General features: G+C 68.7%; 15 protein-coding genes. 6 read left to right on the top strand and 9 right to left on the bottom strand.

What is annotated here, in order from left to right:
- Positions 1 to 81: 81 nt before the first annotated feature.
- The 9 genes from D573_RS0104805 to D573_RS0104765 all read right to left on the bottom strand — a co-directional run bounded on the left by D573_RS0104805 (position 82) and on the right by D573_RS0104765 (position 9,785).
- The gene (locus D573_RS0104805; protein ID WP_018650581.1) at positions 82 to 744 is read right to left on the bottom strand and encodes an OmpA family protein; all 663 of its coding nucleotides are present in this window, start codon (positions 742 to 744) and stop codon (positions 82 to 84) included.
- Positions 745 to 846: 102 nt separating this feature from the next.
- The gene (gene aroE / locus D573_RS0104800; RefSeq protein ID WP_018938914.1) at positions 847 to 1,695 is read right to left on the bottom strand and encodes a shikimate dehydrogenase; all 849 of its coding nucleotides are present in this window, start codon (positions 1,693 to 1,695) and stop codon (positions 847 to 849) included.
- Positions 1,692 to 2,708: a porphobilinogen synthase gene (hemB, locus tag D573_RS0104795; protein ID WP_018938915.1), complete on the bottom strand. Its 1,017-nt coding sequence runs from the start codon at positions 2,706 to 2,708 to the stop codon at positions 1,692 to 1,694. Before hemB ends, aroE begins: the two co-directional genes overlap by 4 nt.
- Before the next feature lie 23 nt (positions 2,709 to 2,731).
- A complete protein-coding gene (gene hemF, locus D573_RS0104790) occupies positions 2,732 to 3,661 on the bottom strand; it encodes an oxygen-dependent coproporphyrinogen oxidase (protein ID WP_018938916.1) in 930 nt (309 codons plus the stop codon).
- Positions 3,662 to 3,677: 16 nt separating this feature from the next.
- Positions 3,678 to 4,283: an L-threonylcarbamoyladenylate synthase gene (locus D573_RS0104785; protein WP_018938917.1), complete on the bottom strand. Its 606-nt coding sequence runs from the start codon at positions 4,281 to 4,283 to the stop codon at positions 3,678 to 3,680.
- A complete protein-coding gene (locus D573_RS0104780; protein ID WP_018938918.1) occupies positions 4,270 to 6,840 on the bottom strand; it encodes a DNA topoisomerase I in 2,571 nt (856 codons plus the stop codon). Before D573_RS0104780 ends, D573_RS0104785 begins: the two co-directional genes overlap by 14 nt.
- A gap of 141 nt (positions 6,841 to 6,981) precedes the next feature.
- Positions 6,982 to 7,467, bottom strand: a complete 486-nt coding sequence (locus tag D573_RS0104775; protein WP_018938919.1) for a DUF494 family protein — start codon at positions 7,465 to 7,467, stop codon at positions 6,982 to 6,984.
- Positions 7,464 to 8,603 (bottom strand): DNA-processing protein DprA, encoded by a 1,140-nt coding sequence (gene dprA / locus D573_RS0104770; RefSeq protein ID WP_018938920.1) that lies wholly within the window; start codon positions 8,601 to 8,603, stop codon positions 7,464 to 7,466. The genes D573_RS0104775 and dprA overlap by 4 nt, the downstream gene beginning before the upstream one ends.
- Before the next feature lie 21 nt (positions 8,604 to 8,624).
- Positions 8,625 to 9,785, bottom strand: a complete 1,161-nt coding sequence (locus D573_RS0104765; RefSeq protein ID WP_018938921.1) for a LysM peptidoglycan-binding domain-containing protein — start codon at positions 9,783 to 9,785, stop codon at positions 8,625 to 8,627.
- Positions 9,786 to 9,927: 142 nt separating this feature from the next.
- Here D573_RS0104765 and def point away from each other — a divergent pair, with 142 nt between their 5' ends.
- Genes def through D573_RS0104735 form a run of 6 tightly spaced genes read left to right on the top strand, consistent with a single transcriptional unit; the run spans position 9,928 to position 16,924 of the window.
- Positions 9,928 to 10,461, top strand: a complete 534-nt coding sequence (gene def / locus D573_RS0104760) for a peptide deformylase (RefSeq protein WP_018938922.1) — start codon at positions 9,928 to 9,930, stop codon at positions 10,459 to 10,461.
- A complete protein-coding gene (fmt, locus tag D573_RS0104755; RefSeq protein WP_018938923.1) occupies positions 10,461 to 11,426 on the top strand; it encodes a methionyl-tRNA formyltransferase in 966 nt (321 codons plus the stop codon). The genes def and fmt overlap by 1 nt, the downstream gene beginning before the upstream one ends.
- Positions 11,426 to 12,784: a 16S rRNA (cytosine(967)-C(5))-methyltransferase RsmB gene (gene rsmB / locus D573_RS0104750; RefSeq protein ID WP_018938924.1), complete on the top strand. Its 1,359-nt coding sequence runs from the start codon at positions 11,426 to 11,428 to the stop codon at positions 12,782 to 12,784. Before fmt ends, rsmB begins: the two co-directional genes overlap by 1 nt.
- Positions 12,784 to 13,362, top strand: coding sequence for a DUF4390 domain-containing protein (locus tag D573_RS0104745; protein WP_018168358.1), 579 nt, complete (start codon positions 12,784 to 12,786; stop codon positions 13,360 to 13,362). The genes rsmB and D573_RS0104745 overlap by 1 nt, the downstream gene beginning before the upstream one ends.
- Entirely contained in the window at positions 13,347 to 15,548 is a 2,202-nt protein-coding gene (locus D573_RS0104740; RefSeq protein ID WP_018144644.1) for an ATP-binding protein, read from the top strand. The genes D573_RS0104745 and D573_RS0104740 overlap by 16 nt, the downstream gene beginning before the upstream one ends.
- The gene (locus D573_RS0104735) at positions 15,545 to 16,924 is read left to right on the top strand and encodes a sigma-54 dependent transcriptional regulator (protein WP_018168357.1); all 1,380 of its coding nucleotides are present in this window, start codon (positions 15,545 to 15,547) and stop codon (positions 16,922 to 16,924) included. The genes D573_RS0104740 and D573_RS0104735 overlap by 4 nt, the downstream gene beginning before the upstream one ends.
- Positions 16,925 to 16,929: the final 5 nt, after the last annotated feature.

Genomic DNA, 16,929 nt, shown 5'->3' with positions numbered 1-16,929 from the left:
GCGAGGCGCTGGAGACGTCGCCAGAATGGGGTCGGCCCGGCGCCCCGGCGAGCGTCGGGGTGCCGGGCCGGAACGTGCAGGTTAGTCGGCGGTGAGCGGGAACAGGGTGAGTTCGACGCGGCGGTTCTGTTCGCGGCCGGCATCGGTGTCGTTGGTAGCGACCGGCTGGTGCGGCCCGAGGCCGATGGTGTGCACCCGCACCGGCTGTACGCCACGGCGGATCAGGGCCTGACCCACGCTCTCGGCACGGCGCTCGGAGAGGTCCATGTTGTATTCCACCCGGCCGGTGCTGTCGGTGTGCCCGGCGATCTCGATCCCGGTCTGGTCGAACTCCTCCAGCACCAGTGCGACCGAGTCGAGGACGTCATGGAACTGCGGCTTGATCTCGCTGCGATCGAAATCGAAGGTGATGTTGCTCGGCATGTTGAGGATGATGTTGTCGCCATCGCGGGTCACGCTCACGCCGGTGCCGCGCAGCTGTTCGCGCAGGGCATCCTCCTGGCGGTCCATGTAGTTGCCGATGGCGCCACCGGCCAGGGCCCCGATGCCGGCGCCAATCATGGCGCGCTGGGTGCGGTTGCGACTGCTGGTGACGCTGCCGAGCACCGCACCGGTGGCGGCCCCGATGCCGGCCCCGATGGTGGCTCGGGAGACGCGTTCTTCCCCGGTGTACGGATCCGTGGTGGTGCAGCCCACCACCAGTACCAGGGCGCTGGTGACGGCCAGGGCGAGAATGCGTTGCATGATGAATCTCCCAGTATTCGTTGGCCCCGTGCGGATACGGGGCAATAGGTTCAGCTTGCGCTGTGGCGCGTGAACCGTCCATGAACCCGGGTTGTGGGTGGGCTATTCGGGAGCGATTTCGTGACGCAGTTGACGCAGAATGGGATCCGTCTCGGGGTGCACCCCGCGCCAGATGGAGAAGGCCTCGGCCGCCTGTTCCACCAGCATGCCGAGGCCGTCGCTGCCGCGTACACAGCCCGCGCCGGCGGCCCAGTCCAGGAAGCGCTTGGCGCCGGCGCCGTAGACCAGGTCATAGGCCAGGCTGTCCGCGTGGACGAGGTGCTCGGGGAGCGCCAGTGCATCGTCGCCGAGACCGGTGGCGGTGGCGTTGACCACCAGGTCGAACGGACCCTGCGGCAGGGCGTCCAGGCCGCAGGCGGAGAGCCGGGTGGCCGGGGCGATATCCCGGAAGGCATCCACCAGCCCCTCGGCGCGGGCCACGGTGCGGTTGGCGATGATCAGCGCCTCCGGTGCGCCTTCCAGCAGCGGCTGCAGCAGGCCGCGGGTGGCGCCTCCGGCCCCCAGGATCAGGACCTGGCGATTGCGCACGTCGAAGTCGAGGCGGTCGAGATCCCGACAGAATCCGACGCCGTCGGTGTTGTCGCCGTGGATCCGGTGGTCGCCGTCCCGCCACAGGGTGTTGACTGCCCCGGCATGGCGCGCCCGGTCGCTCAGCACCCGGGCCAGGGCGAAGGCCTCTTCCTTGAATGGAACGGTCACGTTGAGGCCCTTGAGCCCCTCGGCGAACCAGGCGTTGACCTCCTCGGCGAACTGCCCGGGGGTGCCCTGGCGGGCTTCGTACACGAGGTGTTGCCCGGTCTGTTCGGCGAACAGGGTGTGGATGCGCGGGGACAGCGAGTGGTGAATGGGGTTGCCCACCACCGCGTAGCGATCCGGACGCGGCTCGCTCATCGCGCCGCGTCCTCCGCCAGCCATTCGGCCACGGTGCGCGCATAGTAGGTGAGGATGCCGTCGGCCCCGGCGCGCTTCATGCCGGTCAGGGCCTCCAGCACGCAGGCACGCTCGTCCAGCCAGCCGCGTTCGGCGGCGGCCTTGAGCATCGCGTACTCGCCGGAGACGTGGTAGACGAAGGTCGGGCGCCGGAATTCGTCGCGGATGCGGCGCACCACGTCGAGGTACGGCATGCCCGGTTTGACCATCACCATGTCGGCCCCCTCGGCGAGATCCAGCGCGACCTCGTGCAGGGCCTCGTCGCCGTTGGCCGGGTCCATCTGGTAGGTCTCCTTGCCGCCCTTGCCGAGATTGCCGGCCGAGCCCACCGCGTCGCGGAACGGGCCGTAGAAGGCGGAGGCGTATTTCGCGGAGTAGGCGAGGATGCGCGTGTGCACGTGCCCGCCGTCCTCCAGCGCGCCGCGGATCGCGCCGATGCGCCCGTCCATCATGTCGGAGGGGGCCACCACGTCGGCACCGGCCGCTGCGTGCGACAGCGCCTGCTTCACCAGGGCCTTGGTGGTGATGTCGTTCACCACGTAGCCGTCGTCGTCGATGATGCCGTCCTGACCGTGGGTGGTGAACGGGTCCAGGGCGACGTCGGTGATCACGCCAAGCTCCGGGTGCGCCGCCTTCAGTGCGCGCACCGCGCGCTGGGCGAGGCCCTCAGGGTTCCAGGCCTCCTGTGCGTCCAGGCTCTTCTTCTCGCCCGGCACCACCGGAAACAGCGCCAGTGCCGGGATGCCCAGGCGCACGGCGGCGGCCGCCTCGTCCAGCAGCTGATCGATGGAGACGCGTTCCACGCCGGGCATCGACGGTACCGCCTCGCGCACGCCCTCGCCCTCGGTGACGAACACCGGCAGGATCAGGTCGTCCGCGCGCAGGTGGTGTTCGCGCATCAGGCGGCGGGAGAAGCCGTCGCGGCGCATTCGGCGCGGGCGGCCGGCGGGATAGGGGGCGATCGGTGCGGTCATGCCAGGTCCTTGCGTGTTTGGAGTCAGCCGGCAGTCTCGGCGAGCCAGTCGCGCGGCTTCAGGTAGCGTTCGTAGAGTTCGGCCTCGCGCGTGCCGGGCGCCGGCTGGTAGTTGTACTCCCAGCGCACCAGCGGCGGCAGCGACATCAGGATCGACTCGGTGCGCCCGCCCGACTGCAGGCCGAACAGGGTACCGCGGTCGTAGACCAGGTTGAACTCGACATAGCGCCCGCGGCGGTAGAGCTGGAACTGGCGCTCGCGCTCGCCAAAGTCGGTGGCGCGGCGGCGCTCGACGATCGGGGCGTAGGCGTCGAGGTAGGCGTTGCCCACGCTCTGCATGTAGCCGAAGGCATGCTCGAAGCCGCCCTCGCTGAAGTCGTCGAAGAACAGCCCGCCCACGCCGCGCGGTTCGTCGCGGTGCTTGAGGTGGAAGTACTCGTCGCACCACTTCTTGTGCGCCGGGTAGAGGTGCTCGCCGAACGGGCGGCAGGCGGCCTCGGCGGTACGGTGCCAGTGGATGCAGTCCTCGTCGAAGCCGTAGTAGGGCGTCAGGTCGAAGCCGCCGCCGAACCACCAGATCGGGTCCTCGCCGGGCTTCTCGGCGATGAAGAAGCGCACGTTGGCGTGCGAGGTCGGAACAAAGGGGTTGTGCGGGTGGATCACCAGGGAGACGCCGGTGGCCTGGAACGAGCGCCCGGCCATCTCCGGTCGGTGGGCGGTGGCCGAGGCCGGGAGGTTGTCGCCCATCACGTGGGAGAAATTCACCCCGGCCTGCTCGAACACCGCGCCCTCGTGCAGCACGCGGGTACGCCCGCCGCCGCCAGCGGGGCGCTCCCAGGCGTCCTCCTCGAAGCGGGCCCGGCCGTCCAGGCCCTCGAGGCCCTGGCAGATGCGGTCCTGCAGGCCCTGCAGGTAGTCGATTACGCGCTCGATGGAGACGTTGTCCTGGCTCATGCTGCGTCCCGGTTGTTCAGTGGTCGGTGTTCGCGTCGGGGTCCGGTCCACCCCGGAGCCAGGCCCCGGTGCGGGCGTCGCGGATCGCGCTGGGGGCGTCGCGCCCGCCACATTCTGCCTGCAGGATCGCATCGATGCCCGCCCCGAGTTGTGAGGTAACGCAATCCCAGGTGCGGCAGGGCTCCGCGCCGGCGCGGTTCGCGCTGGTCGAGACCAGCGCGCTGTCGGTGGCGGCGCACAGCGCACGTGTGGCTGGATGGGCGGTTACGCGCACGGCCAGGCTGTCGTGTTCGCCACGCAGCAGGGTGGGGCAGTCAGGGGTTACGGGTAGCAGCCAGGTTGTGGGGCCGGGCCAGCTGGCGTCGATCTCGGCCTGGCGGTCGGCGGGCAGCGGGGCCAGCCAGGGGGCAAGGCGGTCGAGCCGGTCGCTGACCACGATCAGCCCCTTGGCTGCCGGTCGACCCTTCAGTGTCAGGATCCGTTGGATCGCCTCCGGCGCGTCCGGGCGGCAGCCAAGGCCGAAGACCGCCTCGGTGGGGTAGGCAATCACCCCGCCGTCGCGCACGTGGTGCGCGACGGGATCGATCTCGGCGGTCAGCAGCGGGGCGTTATTCCGATCCACGATCGCCGGAGGGCTCGGCACTCAGGCGGTTGTCGCCAGCGCCGGCGGACTTCGCAGTAGACGACTTCTTCGCCGGGGTCTTCTTGGCGGTGGTCTTCTTCGCGCCCGTCTTGCTGGCGGTGGCCTTCTTCTTGGTCGCCGGTTTTTTCGCGGATGTCGACTTGGCGGTCGACTTGGCCGACGTCTTGCTGGCGGTCTTGCCCTCGGTCTTGCTAGAAGACTTGGCAGCGGTCTTGCCCGTGGACTTGGCCGCCCCCTTGCGTCCGCGGCCCTTGCGTTCCGGGGCGGCGGCGATCAGTTCCTGGCACTGTTCCAGCGTCAGGGACTTGGGGTCGGTCTCTTTCGGGATCTTGGCGTTCTTGTTGCCGTCGGTCACGTAGGGGCCGTAGCGCCCGTTCAGGACCTGGATGCCTTCCGCGTCGAAGCTCTTGATGAAGCGTTCGGCGTCCTTTTTCTTCTTCTCGGCGACGACCTCCAGCGCGCGTGGCAGCTCGATGGTCCAGACATCGTCGTCCGGGCCCAGCGAGGCGTACTTGGAGCCGTACTTCACGTACGGGCCAAAGCGGCCGATGTTGACCATCACCGGTTCGCCCTCGGGGGTCTCGCCGAGATCGCGCGGCAGCTTGAACAGCTCCAGCGCCTCCTCGAGGGTGACCTTGTCCATCTTCTGCCCGGGCAGCAGGCCGGCGAAGCGCGGCTTCTCCTCGTCGTCCTTGGTGCCGATCTGCACGATCGGTCCAAAGCGGCCCAGGCGTACGCTGACCGGGCGCCCGCTTTGCGGGTCGGGGCCCAGCTCGCGCGATTGCACGGCCTCGGCGCGGGTCACGTTCTCTTCTTTTTCCTTCACCCGGTCGCGGAAGTCGCCCCAGAACGCTTCCAGCACCGGGACCCAGTCCTTCTCGCCGCGCGAGATGGCATCCAGCTCGTCTTCCAGCTTCGCGGTGAAGTCATAGTCCACGTAGCGGTCGAAGTGCTGGGTCAGGAAGCTGTTCACGATCCGGCCGGTGTCGGTCGGGATGAAGCGCTTGCCATCCATCTCCACGTACTCGCGCGACTGCAGGGTGGAGATGATGCTGGCGTAGGTGGAGGGGCGGCCGATCCCGTATTCCTCCAGCGTCTTCACCAGGCTGGCCTCGGTGTAGCGCGGCGGCGGCTCGGTGAAGTGCTGGTCGGCGGTGACCTCGTTCAGTTTGACGCTGTCGCCCTCGGCCATTTCCGGCAGGCGCTTGTCCTCGTCGTCGTCCTGCGTGTCGTCGCGGCCCTCCTGGTAGACCGCGATGAAGCCGGGGTCGACCAGGGTGGAGCCGGTAGCGCGGAACTGGTGCTGGGTCTCGCCCGGGACCAGGTCAGCAGCGACGGTGTCGAAGGTCGCGTGGATCATCTGGCAGGCGACGGTGCGCTTCCAGATCAGGTCGTACAGGCGTGCCTGGTCGCTGCTCAGGCGATCGCGTATCTCGTTCGGCACGTGGCGCACGGAGGTCGGGCGGATGGCCTCGTGGGCTTCCTGCGCGTTCTTGGACTTGGTCTTGTACTGGCGCGGGCTGTCGGGGACATTGTTGGCCCCGTAGCGCTCCTCGATCAGACCGCGGATTTCGCCGATCGCCTCGCCGGCCAGGGCCACCGAGTCGGTACGCATGTAGGTGATCAGGCCGATCGCGCCGGAGCCGAGGTCGATTCCCTCGTAGAGCTGCTGGGCGGTGCGCATGGTGCGGCTGGCGGTGAAGCCGAGCTTGCGCGAGGCCTCCTGCTGCAGGGTCGAGGTGGTGAACGGCGCGGCCGGGTTGCGGCGGCGCTGCTTCTTCTCGACCTTGGCGACCCGGAGCTCGCCGCTGGCGGCGTCGGTCAGGCGTTTCTGGGCGTCGTGCGCCAGTTCGGTGCTGTTGAGGTCGAACTGGTCCAGCTTGTTGCCGTCCAGGTGGGTCAGGCGCGCGGTGAACGACTGGCCCTGGCGTTCGGTCAGGGCGTCGAGCGTCCAGTACTCGCGGGCGACGAAGGCCTCGATCTCGTTCTCGCGCTCGGCGATCATGCGCAGGGCCGGGCTCTGCACGCGCCCGGCGGACAGGCCGCGCTTGATCTTGCGCCACAACAGCGGCGAGAGGTTGAAGCCGACCAGGTAGTCCAGCGCGCGGCGCGCCTGCTGGGCGTCGATCAGCGGCTGGGCCAGGTCGCGCGGGTGCTCGATGGCTTCCTGGATCGCCTTCTTGGTGATCTCGTGGAATACCACCCGGTGCACGTCGCGGTTTTCCAGCAGGCCGCGTTCGCGCAGGACCTCGTGGAGGTGCCAGGAGATCGCCTCGCCTTCACGGTCGGGGTCAGTCGCGAGGATCAGGTCGTCGGACTTCTTCAGCGCCTTGGCGATCGCCTCGATCTGTTTTTCGCTGCGCTCGATGATGTCGTACTTCATCCGGAAGCCGTCTTCCGGATCCACCGCGCCCTCCTTGGGTACGAGATCGCGTACGTGGCCATACGAGGCGAGGACCTGGTAGTCGGGACCCAGATACTTCTCGATGGTCTTGCCCTTGGCGGGGGACTCTACAATGACGAGGTGCTTGCTCATGTGGCTCGGGACCGTCTCCGTGGCAGCGGGTTCCGTGTCGGGGCGGTGGCGGTTGCAAGCATGCAACCGGGTTCACGGGCGCTAAAGACTAGATGAGGAAAACGCCCGTGGCTACCGCGTAACCATCGAAAGACGGCGAAGTCAGTGCAGATAATCCACGGCACTGGGGCCCGAGTCGTCGCGCATGACCTCTTCCAGGCGGGAATAGGCGATCGCGTCGTCGGGCTGGTTGAACAGCACCATCAACACCACCCAGCGCAGCTGGTCGAGGTCGATCTCCTCGGCATCCAGCTCCATGACGCGATCCAGCACCAGCTCGCGGGTGCCGGCCGTCAGCAGGCCGTTCTGCTCCAGGTGCAGCAGGAAGCCGTGAGACTCGGTGTCCAGGCGCTTGCGCTCCTCGGGGGCGTAGATCCGCTGGGCGGCACCGTCCCCGCCGCGGCCTGCCAACGGGGCTTCGCTCATCAGGCGGTCCAGCCAGCCGAGGGCGCGATCGATCTCGCGCCGGGCGAAACCGGCCTCCACCAGGTGGCGTTCCAGTTCCGAGCGGTCCGGCTCCTGGTCGGATTCCTCGTCGATGGTGTGCTCAAAGAGATACATGAGCACATCCAGCACGTTCTCGTTCATGATTCGGGGGATCCTGCGTCGAGGCGCTGGTAACGCCCGTGGTCGAGAGCGGCCACGCGGCCATGAAGTTCAAGCAAAACCAGCATGGATGAAAGCTGTTCGATGGTCAATTTGGTGCGTTCGCGCAGGGTTTCCAGCGGGACCGGGTCGAAACCCATCGCGTTCAGCACGCGTTCCTGCTCCGGGTCCAGCGGTTCGCTGGTGGGTTCCGCCGGAACAACTGGGGCGTTGGGCGCCACGCCCAGCCAGTCCGCGAGGTCGTCGAGGATCTCGTCGGCCGACTCCACTAGCTGGGCGCCGTCGCGGATCAGTTGGTGGCAGCCGCGGCTGGCGGGGCTGAGCACCGAGCCGGGGACCGCATAGACCTGGCGCCCCTGCTCGGCGGCCAGCCGCGCGGTGATCAGCGACCCGCTCTTCAGGGCCGCTTCGACAACCAGGGTGGCCAGCGAAAGCCCGCTGATCACCCGGTTGCGCTGCGGGAAGTTCCGCGCCAGTGGCCGGGTACCGGTGGGCCATAACGAGACGACCAGGCCATGGTCCGCGATGCGATGGGCGAGCCGGCGATGCTGGGCGGGGTAGATGCGGTCGGGCCCGGTGGCGACCACCGCGATGGTGCGCCCGCCGGGTGCGGCCAGGGCGCCCTCGTGGGCCGCGCCGTCGATGCCGCGCGCGAGGCCGCTGGTGACCGTGAGCCCGGCCGTGGCCAGCTCGCGCGCGAATTCGCTGGCCAGGCGCTCGCCCTGCGGGGTCGCCTCGCGGCTGCCGACGATCCCCACTTGCGGGGCGCGCAGCAGTTCCGGGTTGCCGTTCAGGTACAGCACCGGCGGTGGGTCGGGGAGCTCGGCCAGCAGGGGCGGATAGGCGGGGTCGTCGAGGCACAGGAGGTGATGCCGGGGATCGGCATCGAGCCAGGCCCGGTCGGCTTCGGCCCCTTTGTCGCGGGCCTGGCGCGCGGCATCGTCCTGTTTGAGGTCGATGCCCGCACGCTGCCATTCGGCGGCGGGGGCGTCGAGGGCGCCGCCCGGAGTGCCGAAGGCCTCGACCAGTTGCAGCAGGCGCCGCGGGCCGAGGCCAGGGGTGTTGATCAGGCGTAGCCAGTCCTGGTGCGGAGCGGCTGCCGTGCCGGCATCACGCATGAAGCCGGGCCGCAAGTCCGGTCAGGGGGCGCGAACCTTGTCACCCTCGCGCAGGGTGCGTTCCGCCTCGGTTACCAGCACGTAGGAGACCTTCTCGAAGGTCTGGAAGACCATCACGGTGCCGACTTCTTCTTCCGGCAGGGTGACGACGTCGTTGGCGCGATCACTGATCGGGTCGCGTACCTCGCGTCCGGCGGTGAAGGCCGCAAAGACCTGGCCGTTCTCGATGCCGTCGCGCTCGCCGCGGTTGATGATCGCGGCCTGCAACTGGCCGATCTGGCTGATGGCGTCGAACAGCGAGATGATCGTGCCCTCGGCGCCGGCCGGTGCGCGGCCAATGTCGAACAGCCGGTCCTGCTCTTCGGCGTAGGGCACCAGACGGTCGCCACGGATGGCCTCGCGTTCGCCCTTGCGGATATCGGCGCGGGCGACGTTGCCCGGCTCGATGATCTCCGCCTCGCCCACCGGCAGGGTCGCGACGCCCAGCTCCTCGCCGGTATCCGGGTCGATCAGCATGCCGTCGTGGCGCACGATGTGGTAGAGCTCGTACTGTTCGGTGTCTTCGGCGTTGCGCACGTAGACGCGGTCACCGGGGCCGAAGATCACGCGCTCGTCCTGCGAGGCGAGGACATAGGGCGCGTTCTCCAGGGTCTCTTCGTCCAGCACCTGCGGCCGGAACATGAACGACTGCAGGGTGGAGATGGGGGAGATGTCCTCGTCGCGCTCCACCACCCGGGCCTCGGGTGACAGGCGATGGGTCGGGCGCACGCGCGGGCCGCCGTCGACCATGATGCGCGGCTGGCCATCCACGTAATGAATGCTCAGCACGTCACCCGGATAGATCAGGTGGGGGTTCTCGATCTCGGGGTTGACCAGCCAGATCTCCGGCCAGTACCAGGGGTCCTGCAGGAACATCGCGGAGATATCCCAGAGCGTGTCGCCCTTCTTGACGACGTAGCGTTCCGGCGCGGATTCGCGGATCTCCGGCTCGGCCTCGGCGGAGCTGCGTTGTTCCAGTGCGTTGCGCGACTCGCGGGCGGCAGCTTGCGTTTCGCTGGTGCCGGATGCGGCCGTTTCGGCGCTGCCATTCTCTGGCGTGGCCGCGCAGGCGCTCAGCAACAGCGTTACACTGAAGAGAATGCCCGGCAGAACGAAGGTCGTGGTGGCCCTGGTCTTGTACATTTTGGTGTCCCCTGTCAGGTCCGCGCGCTCCCCGAGCCTTCCTGTGGCCCGGCCCCATTCGGATGACGCAACTCCGCGGATATTGCGGTCCAACGTTAGCAGAATTGCGACGTCTGTACAGTACAAAGTTTGAGGTTTTTTCATGGCCAAGCGTGAAATCCTGCACTTCCCCGATCCCCGGCTGCGCCTGAAGGCCGAGCCGGTCGCCGAGGTGGATGACGAGATCCGTACCCTGGTGGACGACATGTTCGAGACCATGTACGAGGCCCCGGGCATTGGCCTGGCGGCCACCCAGATCAACGTGCAAAAGCGTGTGCTGGTGGCGGATGTCTCCGATGATCAGAGCGCGCCGCATGCCTTGATCAACCCCGAGATCCTGGAAACCTCCGGCGAGGAGGAGATGGACGAGGGTTGCCTGTCCGTGCCCGGTTTCTACGAAAAGGTGCAGCGTGCCGACCGCATCCGCGTGCGCGCCCTGGGGCGCGATGGCCAGCCCTTCGAGCTGGACATCGACGGGCTGCTCGCGGTGTGCATCCAGCACGAGATCGACCACCTCGACGGCAAGCTGTTCGTCGATTACCTGTCCAGCCTGAAGCGCAGCCGCATTCGCAAGAAGCTGGAGAAGCAGGGCGTCCGCACCGGGGCGGGTGACAAGGCCGCGGTCCCCGCGGTCTGATGGGGGTGGCGGACACGGACGTCGACTCCCTGCGCATCGTCTATGCCGGGACGCCCGATTTTGCAGTCCCGGCGCTGCAGGCCCTGATCGAGAGCGGGCATGCGCCGGTCGCGGTCTACACCCAGCCGGACCGCCCGGCGGGGCGCGGACGCAAGTTGCGCCCCGGCCCGGTCAAGCAGGTCGCCGAGGCCGCGGGGCTGCCGGTGGTGCAGCCGGAGAGCCTCAAATCCCCTGAGGCCCAGGCGGCGCTCGCGGCCTGGCGCCCAGATATCCTGATCGTGGCGGCCTACGGGCTGATCCTGCCGCGCGCGGTGCTCGCGATCCCGCCGTTGGGCGGTCTCAATATCCATGCCTCGTTGCTGCCGCGCTGGCGCGGCGCGGCGCCGATTCATCGTGCCATCCTCGCAGGGGACTCCGAGACCGGGGTCTGCCTGATGCAGATGGCCCCGGGGCTGGATACCGGCCCGGTGCATGCCTGCCGCCGTGTCCCGATCACGCCGGAGACCACGACTGGAAGCCTGCACGACATCCTCGCCCGTGAAGGCGCCGAACTGCTGGTCGAGCAGCTCCCGGCGATCGCCGCTGGCGAGTCCGCCCCCTTGCCGCAGGATGATGCGCAGGCCACCTATGCCCGCAAGCTGGAGAAACAGGAGGCCTGGATGGACTGGTCGCAACCGGCCGTCGCCCTGGATCGCCAGGTACGTGCCTTCAACCCCTGGCCGGTGGCCCAGACCGGCTGGCAGGGGCAGGTGGTGCGGGTGTTTAACGCGACCCCTTTTGCCGAACCGGCCGATGCGGCGCCGGGGACGATTCGAAATACTGGAGTGGACGGCGTCGACGTGGCCACGGGCGACGGCATCCTGCGGCTGCAAACGGTGCAGCTGCCGGGACGTCGCCCGGTCGCGGCGGCCGACTGGGCTCGTAATGCCGATCTGGTTGGCCAGACCCTGACGGGGGCGGTCTGATGGCAGGCAAGCAAAAGCGTGTGGTGCCCTCGCGGGTGGATTCGCGTTCGCCGCGTCAGCGTGCGCTGGAGGCGGTCGAGCGCGTGGTGCTGCAGGGGCAGTCGCTGACCCGGGCGGTGGAGCTGGTGACCGAGGGGCTCGCGCCGCGCGATGCCGCCTGGGTGCAGGCCCTGGCCTACACCACCCTGCGCTGGTATCCGCAGCTGGAGGGGCTGGTCGGCGGGTTTCTCGAGCGGCCGCTGCGCAAGAAGGATGCCGTGATCGGCGTGCTGCTGGCGCAGGGCCTGGCCGAGGTGCTGCATTTCGGTACGCGGGATCATGCGGCGGTGCGCGAGACCGCCGAGCTGGCGCGCGAGATCCATCGACCCGGCGCGGTGGGGCTGATCAACGCGGTTCTGCGCCGTGCCCTGCGCGAGCAGGATGCGCTGGCCGCCCGGATCGAGGCGGAGCCGGGCCTGCGCTATGCGGTCCCGGACTGGCTGCTGGAGGCGATTCGCGACGCCTGGCCTGAGGACTGGGAGGCGTTGCTGGAGGCCTCGACGCTGCCGGCGCCGATGACCCTGCGGGTGAACCTGCACCGTGACAGCCGCGAGGCGGCGCTGGAGGCGCTGGCCGCTGCGGGGACGCCGGCGCGGCCGCACCCGGTGCTCGCCAGCGCGCTGACCCTGGAGAATCCGGTCGACGTCGGGGCGCTGCCGGGGTTTGCCGACGGGGCGCTGTCGGTCCAGGACGCCTCGGCGCAATGGGCCGGGCACCTGCTGGATCCGCAGCCGGGCGAGCGGGTGCTGGATGCCTGTGCGGCCCCGGGCGGCAAGACCGGGCACCTTCTGGAGCGCGCCGGTGGCCAACTGGACCTCACCGCGCTGGACAACGACCCGGAACGCCTGGAGCAGGTGCGCGAGAATCTCGACCGGCTGGGCTTCGACGCCCGGCTGGTCGCCGCCGACCTGGAGGCCGCCGACGACTGGTGGGACGGCCAGGCCTTCGACGCGATCCTGCTGGACGTGCCTTGTTCTGCCACCGGCGTGATCCGGCGTCATCCGGATATCAAGACCCTGCGTCGAGCCGAGGACATCCCGCGCCTGGCGGCGGAGCAGGCCCGCCTGCTGGCCGGCGCCTGGCAGCTGCTGCGCCCGGGCGGGCGGCTGCTGTATGCCACCTGCTCGTTGCTGTCGCCGGAAAACGAGGCCGTTGTGGCCCCGTTCGTGGCCGCGACCGCGGATGCGCGGGTGCTTCCCGTGAACGGCGATGCGGGGATCCCCGGAGGCCGGCCGCGCGAGGTCGGCGTGTCGCTGCCGCTGGGTCTCGAGGGCGGTGATGGCTTCTACTATGCGCTCCTGGAGAAGCAGGCCCCCTGATGCCGAGCGGCGCCTCCCCGTGGCGCGGGCCCTTCGTGGCGCTGTGCTGCCTGTTTGCTCTGCTGGCGCTGCCTGTGCCGGCCGCGGCGGTGGAGATCCGCGGCGCCAATCACCTGTGGCTGGACGACACCACCGTGCTGGTGCGTCTCGATATCGACATGCGTCTGCCCGCCGTGCTGGAAGCTGCCCTGGCCAACGGCGTGACCCTGGAGTTCGAGGCGGAGACCCGTCTGGAGCGCGGTCGCCGGGTGGGGCGCGACACCCTGGCGAGCGAGACCCGCCGGGTCCAGCTGCAATACTTTGCGCTGAACCGGCACTACCTGGTAACCGCGGTGACCGACGAGCGCATGGATCTGAAACCGACCCTGGGGGATGCCCTGGACCAGGTCGCCCGGCGGCTGGGCCGGCTGCGCCTGGACGGCATTCCCGCTTCGGCGCGCCCGAATCCCGGGGAGTTCGACCTGGCGGCACGCCTGATGCTGGTGTACTCGGCGCTGCCTCTGCCCCTGCAGCTGGATGCCGGGTTGCGCGGTGATCTGACGACACGACAGGAGTGGCGGCGATGGTCGCTGGACTGAGGGGCTTCCCGTGGGGGCTGTTCGGCATCGGGCTCCTGTTCGTGCTGCTGCTGACCTCGCTGGTGGTGATGGGCGATGCCGCGCAGAACCAGGCGCGCTTCGAGCAGCTGTTCCTGTGGCTGCTGGTGTTCCACGTCGCCGTGCTGGTGGCGCTGGGCGGGCTGATCATCTATCAGGTCGCGCGCATGGCGATCCAGTATCGCCGCGGGGTCCCCGGCAGCCGGCTGACCCTGCGCCTGGTTGCGGTGTTCATGCTGGTGGCGGTGCTACCGGTGTCCGTTGTCTATTACTTCTCCTTCAAGTTCCTGAACGAGGGCGTGGATTCCTGGTTCGACGTGCGCGTGGAGTCGGCGCTGGAGGATGCGCTGGAGCTGTCGCGCTCGTCGCTGGATCTGCGGGTGCGCCAGCTGGCGAACGAGACCCAGGAACTGATGAGCGATCTCGAGGGGGTCTCGGAGGGGCTGGTGCCGCTGGCCCTGAACGACTATCGCCGCCAGGTCGGGGCGCAGGAGCTGACCCTGGTCGGCTCCAACAACCGCATTATCGCCTCCAGCACCGACAGCCCAATTCGTCGTCTGCCGACCCCGCCCGGGTCCGACATTCTGATGCGGGTGCGCCCGGAACAGCCGTATTCGCGGCTGGAGCCGCAGCCCGACGGCTCGCTGATCATCCGCGTGGTGGCCACCACCAGCAGCCGCCGCCCGGGCTCGGAGAACCGTATCCTGCAGGGCATTTACCCCGTGGACCCGCGCATGAGCGCGTTGTCGCTACGGGTGCAGGACGCCTTCGCCGACTATCGCGAATTCGCCTACCTGCGCGGGCCGATGATCCAGGGCTTTGTGTTCACCCTGTCACTGGCGCTGGCGATCTCGCTGATGGCGGCACTCTGGGCTGGGCTGCTGGTGGCGCGGCGCATGGTGCGCCCGATCTCCGACCTGGTGCAGGGCACACGCATGGTCGCCCAGGGCGACTACAGCACCCGCCTGGCGGTGCAGCGCGCCGACGAGCTGGGTTTCCTGGTGCAGTCGTTCAATACCATGACGCGCACCCTGAACGAGGCGCGCGACGAGGCGGAACGCAACCGCCGCCTGCTGGACGCCGAGCGCGCCTATCTGGAGAGCGTGCTGCAACATTTGCGCTCCGGCGTGCTGGCGCTGGATGGCAGCCTGCGCCTGCGTACCGCGAACGCCGCGGCCAGCGAGATCCTGGAGTGCGACCTGCAGCGGGCGCGCACCCGGGTGATGTCGGAGGTGGGCGCCGAGTGCCCGCTGGTGGCGCAGTTTTTCGAGGCGATCAGCGATGCCCTGGTGCGCCAGGAAGAAGAATGGTCGCGCCAGGTGGTGGTGTTCACCCGTAGCGGGCGCAAGGTGCTGATGACCCGTGCCGTGTGGCTGCCGACCTCGGGGTCCAGCCGCGGTCTGCACGCGATCGTGTTCGACGATATGACCGAGTTCCTGAAGGCCCAGCGTGACGCCGCCTGGGGTGAGGTGGCGCGCCGCCTGGCGCACGAGATCAAGAACCCGCTGACCCCGATCCAGCTGTCCGCCGAGCGCCTGTCGCGGCGTCTGGGCAAGGTGCTGGAGGGGGCGGATCGCGAGGTGCTGGATCGCGCCACCGGTACCATCGTGCAGCAGGTGGAGGCGATGAAGACCCTGGTCAACGCCTTCCGCGACTATGCCCAGGCCCCGCAGCTGGAGCGCGCGTCGGTGGATCTGAACCAGCTGATCCGGGACGTCTGCGAGTTGTACCTGGACCAGGACGGGCGCTCGCGCGTCGATGTCACGCTGGATGCGTCCCTGCCGCGAATCCATGGCGACGCCGGGCGTCTGCGCCAGTTGCTGCACAACCTGATCAAGAACGCCCTGGAGGCGGGCGAGGGCCACGAGGACATGGAGGTGCATGTCGCCACGGCGTATCTCGACGACTCGGCCGGGCCGCATATCGAATTGCGCGTGATCGACACCGGTCCGGGCATCAAGCCGGAGTTCCTCGAGCGCATCTTCGAGCCCTACACCACCGACAAGCCGCGTGGAACCGGTCTCGGTCTGGCCGTCGCGCAGAAGATCGTGGAGGAGCATGGCGGCATGATTGAGTGCCATAATGCAGAGTCCGGGCCGGGCGGGGCGGTCTTCCGCATCCGCATCCCGGTGGAGCATGGTCCGGTGGTTCACGAGGAGCCCGAATGAGCGAAGCCTACATACTCGTGGTCGACGACGAGCCGGACATCCGCATGCTGCTGCAGGATGTGCTGGAGGACGAGGGCTATCAGGTAGCACTCGCCGGCTCCGTGGCCGAGGCCAAGGCACAGCGTCGCAGTCGCCGCCCGGACCTGATCCTGCTGGATGTCTGGATGCCGGACGGTGACGGGATCTCCCTGCTCAAGGAGTGGGGCGATGACGAGGGGCTGCCCTGCCCGGTGGTGATGATCTCCGGTCACGGCAACGTCGAGACCGCTGTGGATGCCACGCGCCTGGGTGCCTACGACTTCATCGAGAAGCCGTTGTCCATCGACAAGCTGCTGATCACCCTGAACAATGCCCTGGAGGCCGCACGCCTGCAGCGCGAGAACGTGGGCCTGAAGCGCCACGCCGGTACGGTGGCCGACCCGGTGGGCGACAGCGCCACCATGGTGAACCTGCGCGACCAGGTGCAGCGCATGGCGCAGCACGATACCTGGGTGCTGATCACCGGCGAGCCAGGCGTGGGCAAGCAGACCTTCGCGCGACTGCTGCATGCGCGCAGCGCGCGCCGCGAGAGCCCGTTCATCGTGGTCTCGGTGGGGTCGCTCTCGGGCGAGGAGGCGATCGCCGAGCTGTTCGGCAGCGAGCAGGGAGAACATGTGCGCTATGGCCTGCTGGAGCAGGCGGCAGGTGGCGTGCTGTTCCTGGACGAGGTCGCGGAGATGGATCTGCAGACCCAGGGGCGGTTGCTGCATGCGCTGGATACCCAGCGCATCACCCGCATCGGCGGCAACCAGCCCATCAGCGTGAACGTGCGCGTGATCGCAGGGAGCCAGTACGACCTGGCCGAGGCGGTTAAGCAGGGCCACTTCCGCGAGGACCTGTACTACCGGTTGAATGTCCTGCCACTGACCATCCCGCCCCTGCGCGAGCACCCCGAAGACATCCCGGAACTGCTGGAGTGTCATATGCGCCACCTGCACCAGCAGGAGGGGCTGCCGCCGCGCGCCTTCCAGCGTCCGGCCCTGGAACGGCTGCAGCAGTACCACTGGCCGGGCAACGTGCGCGAACTGCGCAACCTGGTGCAGCGGCTGATGATCCTGGGCTCCGGCGACGAGATCACCCGCGACGAGGTGGAACGTACCCTTAGCGGGCAGCCGCAGCGCGCCGAGGAGGGCGGCGAGGGGACGGTCGCCATCCCCGATCTGCCGCTGCGCGAGGCGCGCGAACAGTTCGAGCGCGAATACCTGCAGCAACAGCTGGAGCGCTCCGAGGGCAACATGACGCGCCTGGCGGAACGGGTGGGGCTGGAGCGCACGCACCTGTACCGCAAGTTCAAGGCGCTGGGGATCGACCCCAAGCGCGTGAAATCCGATAGCTGAACCTG

This window comes from Thioalkalivibrio sp. AKL9, assembly GCF_000377825.1.
GTDB lineage: Bacteria > Pseudomonadota > Gammaproteobacteria > Ectothiorhodospirales > Ectothiorhodospiraceae > Thioalkalivibrio > Thioalkalivibrio versutus.
Note: the sequence above shows the minus strand (reverse complement) of the source record. Positions and strands in the feature narration are given on the sequence as shown.

Coding starts and splice junctions, on each gene's coding strand:
- D573_RS0104805 (WP_018650581.1), bottom strand. CDS start 744: ATGCAACGCATTCTCGCCCTGGCCGTCACCAGCGCCCTGGTACTGGTG.
- aroE (WP_018938914.1), bottom strand. CDS start 1,695: ATGAGCGAGCCGCGTCCGGATCGCTACGCGGTGGTGGGCAACCCCATT.
- hemB (WP_018938915.1), bottom strand. CDS start 2,708: ATGACCGCACCGATCGCCCCCTATCCCGCCGGCCGCCCGCGCCGAATG.
- hemF (WP_018938916.1), bottom strand. CDS start 3,661: ATGAGCCAGGACAACGTCTCCATCGAGCGCGTAATCGACTACCTGCAG.
- D573_RS0104780 (WP_018938918.1), bottom strand. CDS start 6,840: ATGAGCAAGCACCTCGTCATTGTAGAGTCCCCCGCCAAGGGCAAGACC.
- D573_RS0104775 (WP_018938919.1), bottom strand. CDS start 7,467: ATGAACGAGAACGTGCTGGATGTGCTCATGTATCTCTTTGAGCACACC.
- dprA (WP_018938920.1), bottom strand. CDS start 8,603: ATGCGTGATGCCGGCACGGCAGCCGCTCCGCACCAGGACTGGCTACGC.
- D573_RS0104765 (WP_018938921.1), bottom strand. CDS start 9,785: ATGTACAAGACCAGGGCCACCACGACCTTCGTTCTGCCGGGCATTCTC.
- def (WP_018938922.1), top strand. CDS start 9,928: ATGGCCAAGCGTGAAATCCTGCACTTCCCCGATCCCCGGCTGCGCCTG.
- fmt (WP_018938923.1), top strand. CDS start 10,461: ATGGGGGTGGCGGACACGGACGTCGACTCCCTGCGCATCGTCTATGCC.
- rsmB (WP_018938924.1), top strand. CDS start 11,426: ATGGCAGGCAAGCAAAAGCGTGTGGTGCCCTCGCGGGTGGATTCGCGT.
- D573_RS0104745 (WP_018168358.1), top strand. CDS start 12,784: ATGCCGAGCGGCGCCTCCCCGTGGCGCGGGCCCTTCGTGGCGCTGTGC.
- D573_RS0104740 (WP_018144644.1), top strand. CDS start 13,347: ATGGTCGCTGGACTGAGGGGCTTCCCGTGGGGGCTGTTCGGCATCGGG.
- D573_RS0104735 (WP_018168357.1), top strand. CDS start 15,545: ATGAGCGAAGCCTACATACTCGTGGTCGACGACGAGCCGGACATCCGC.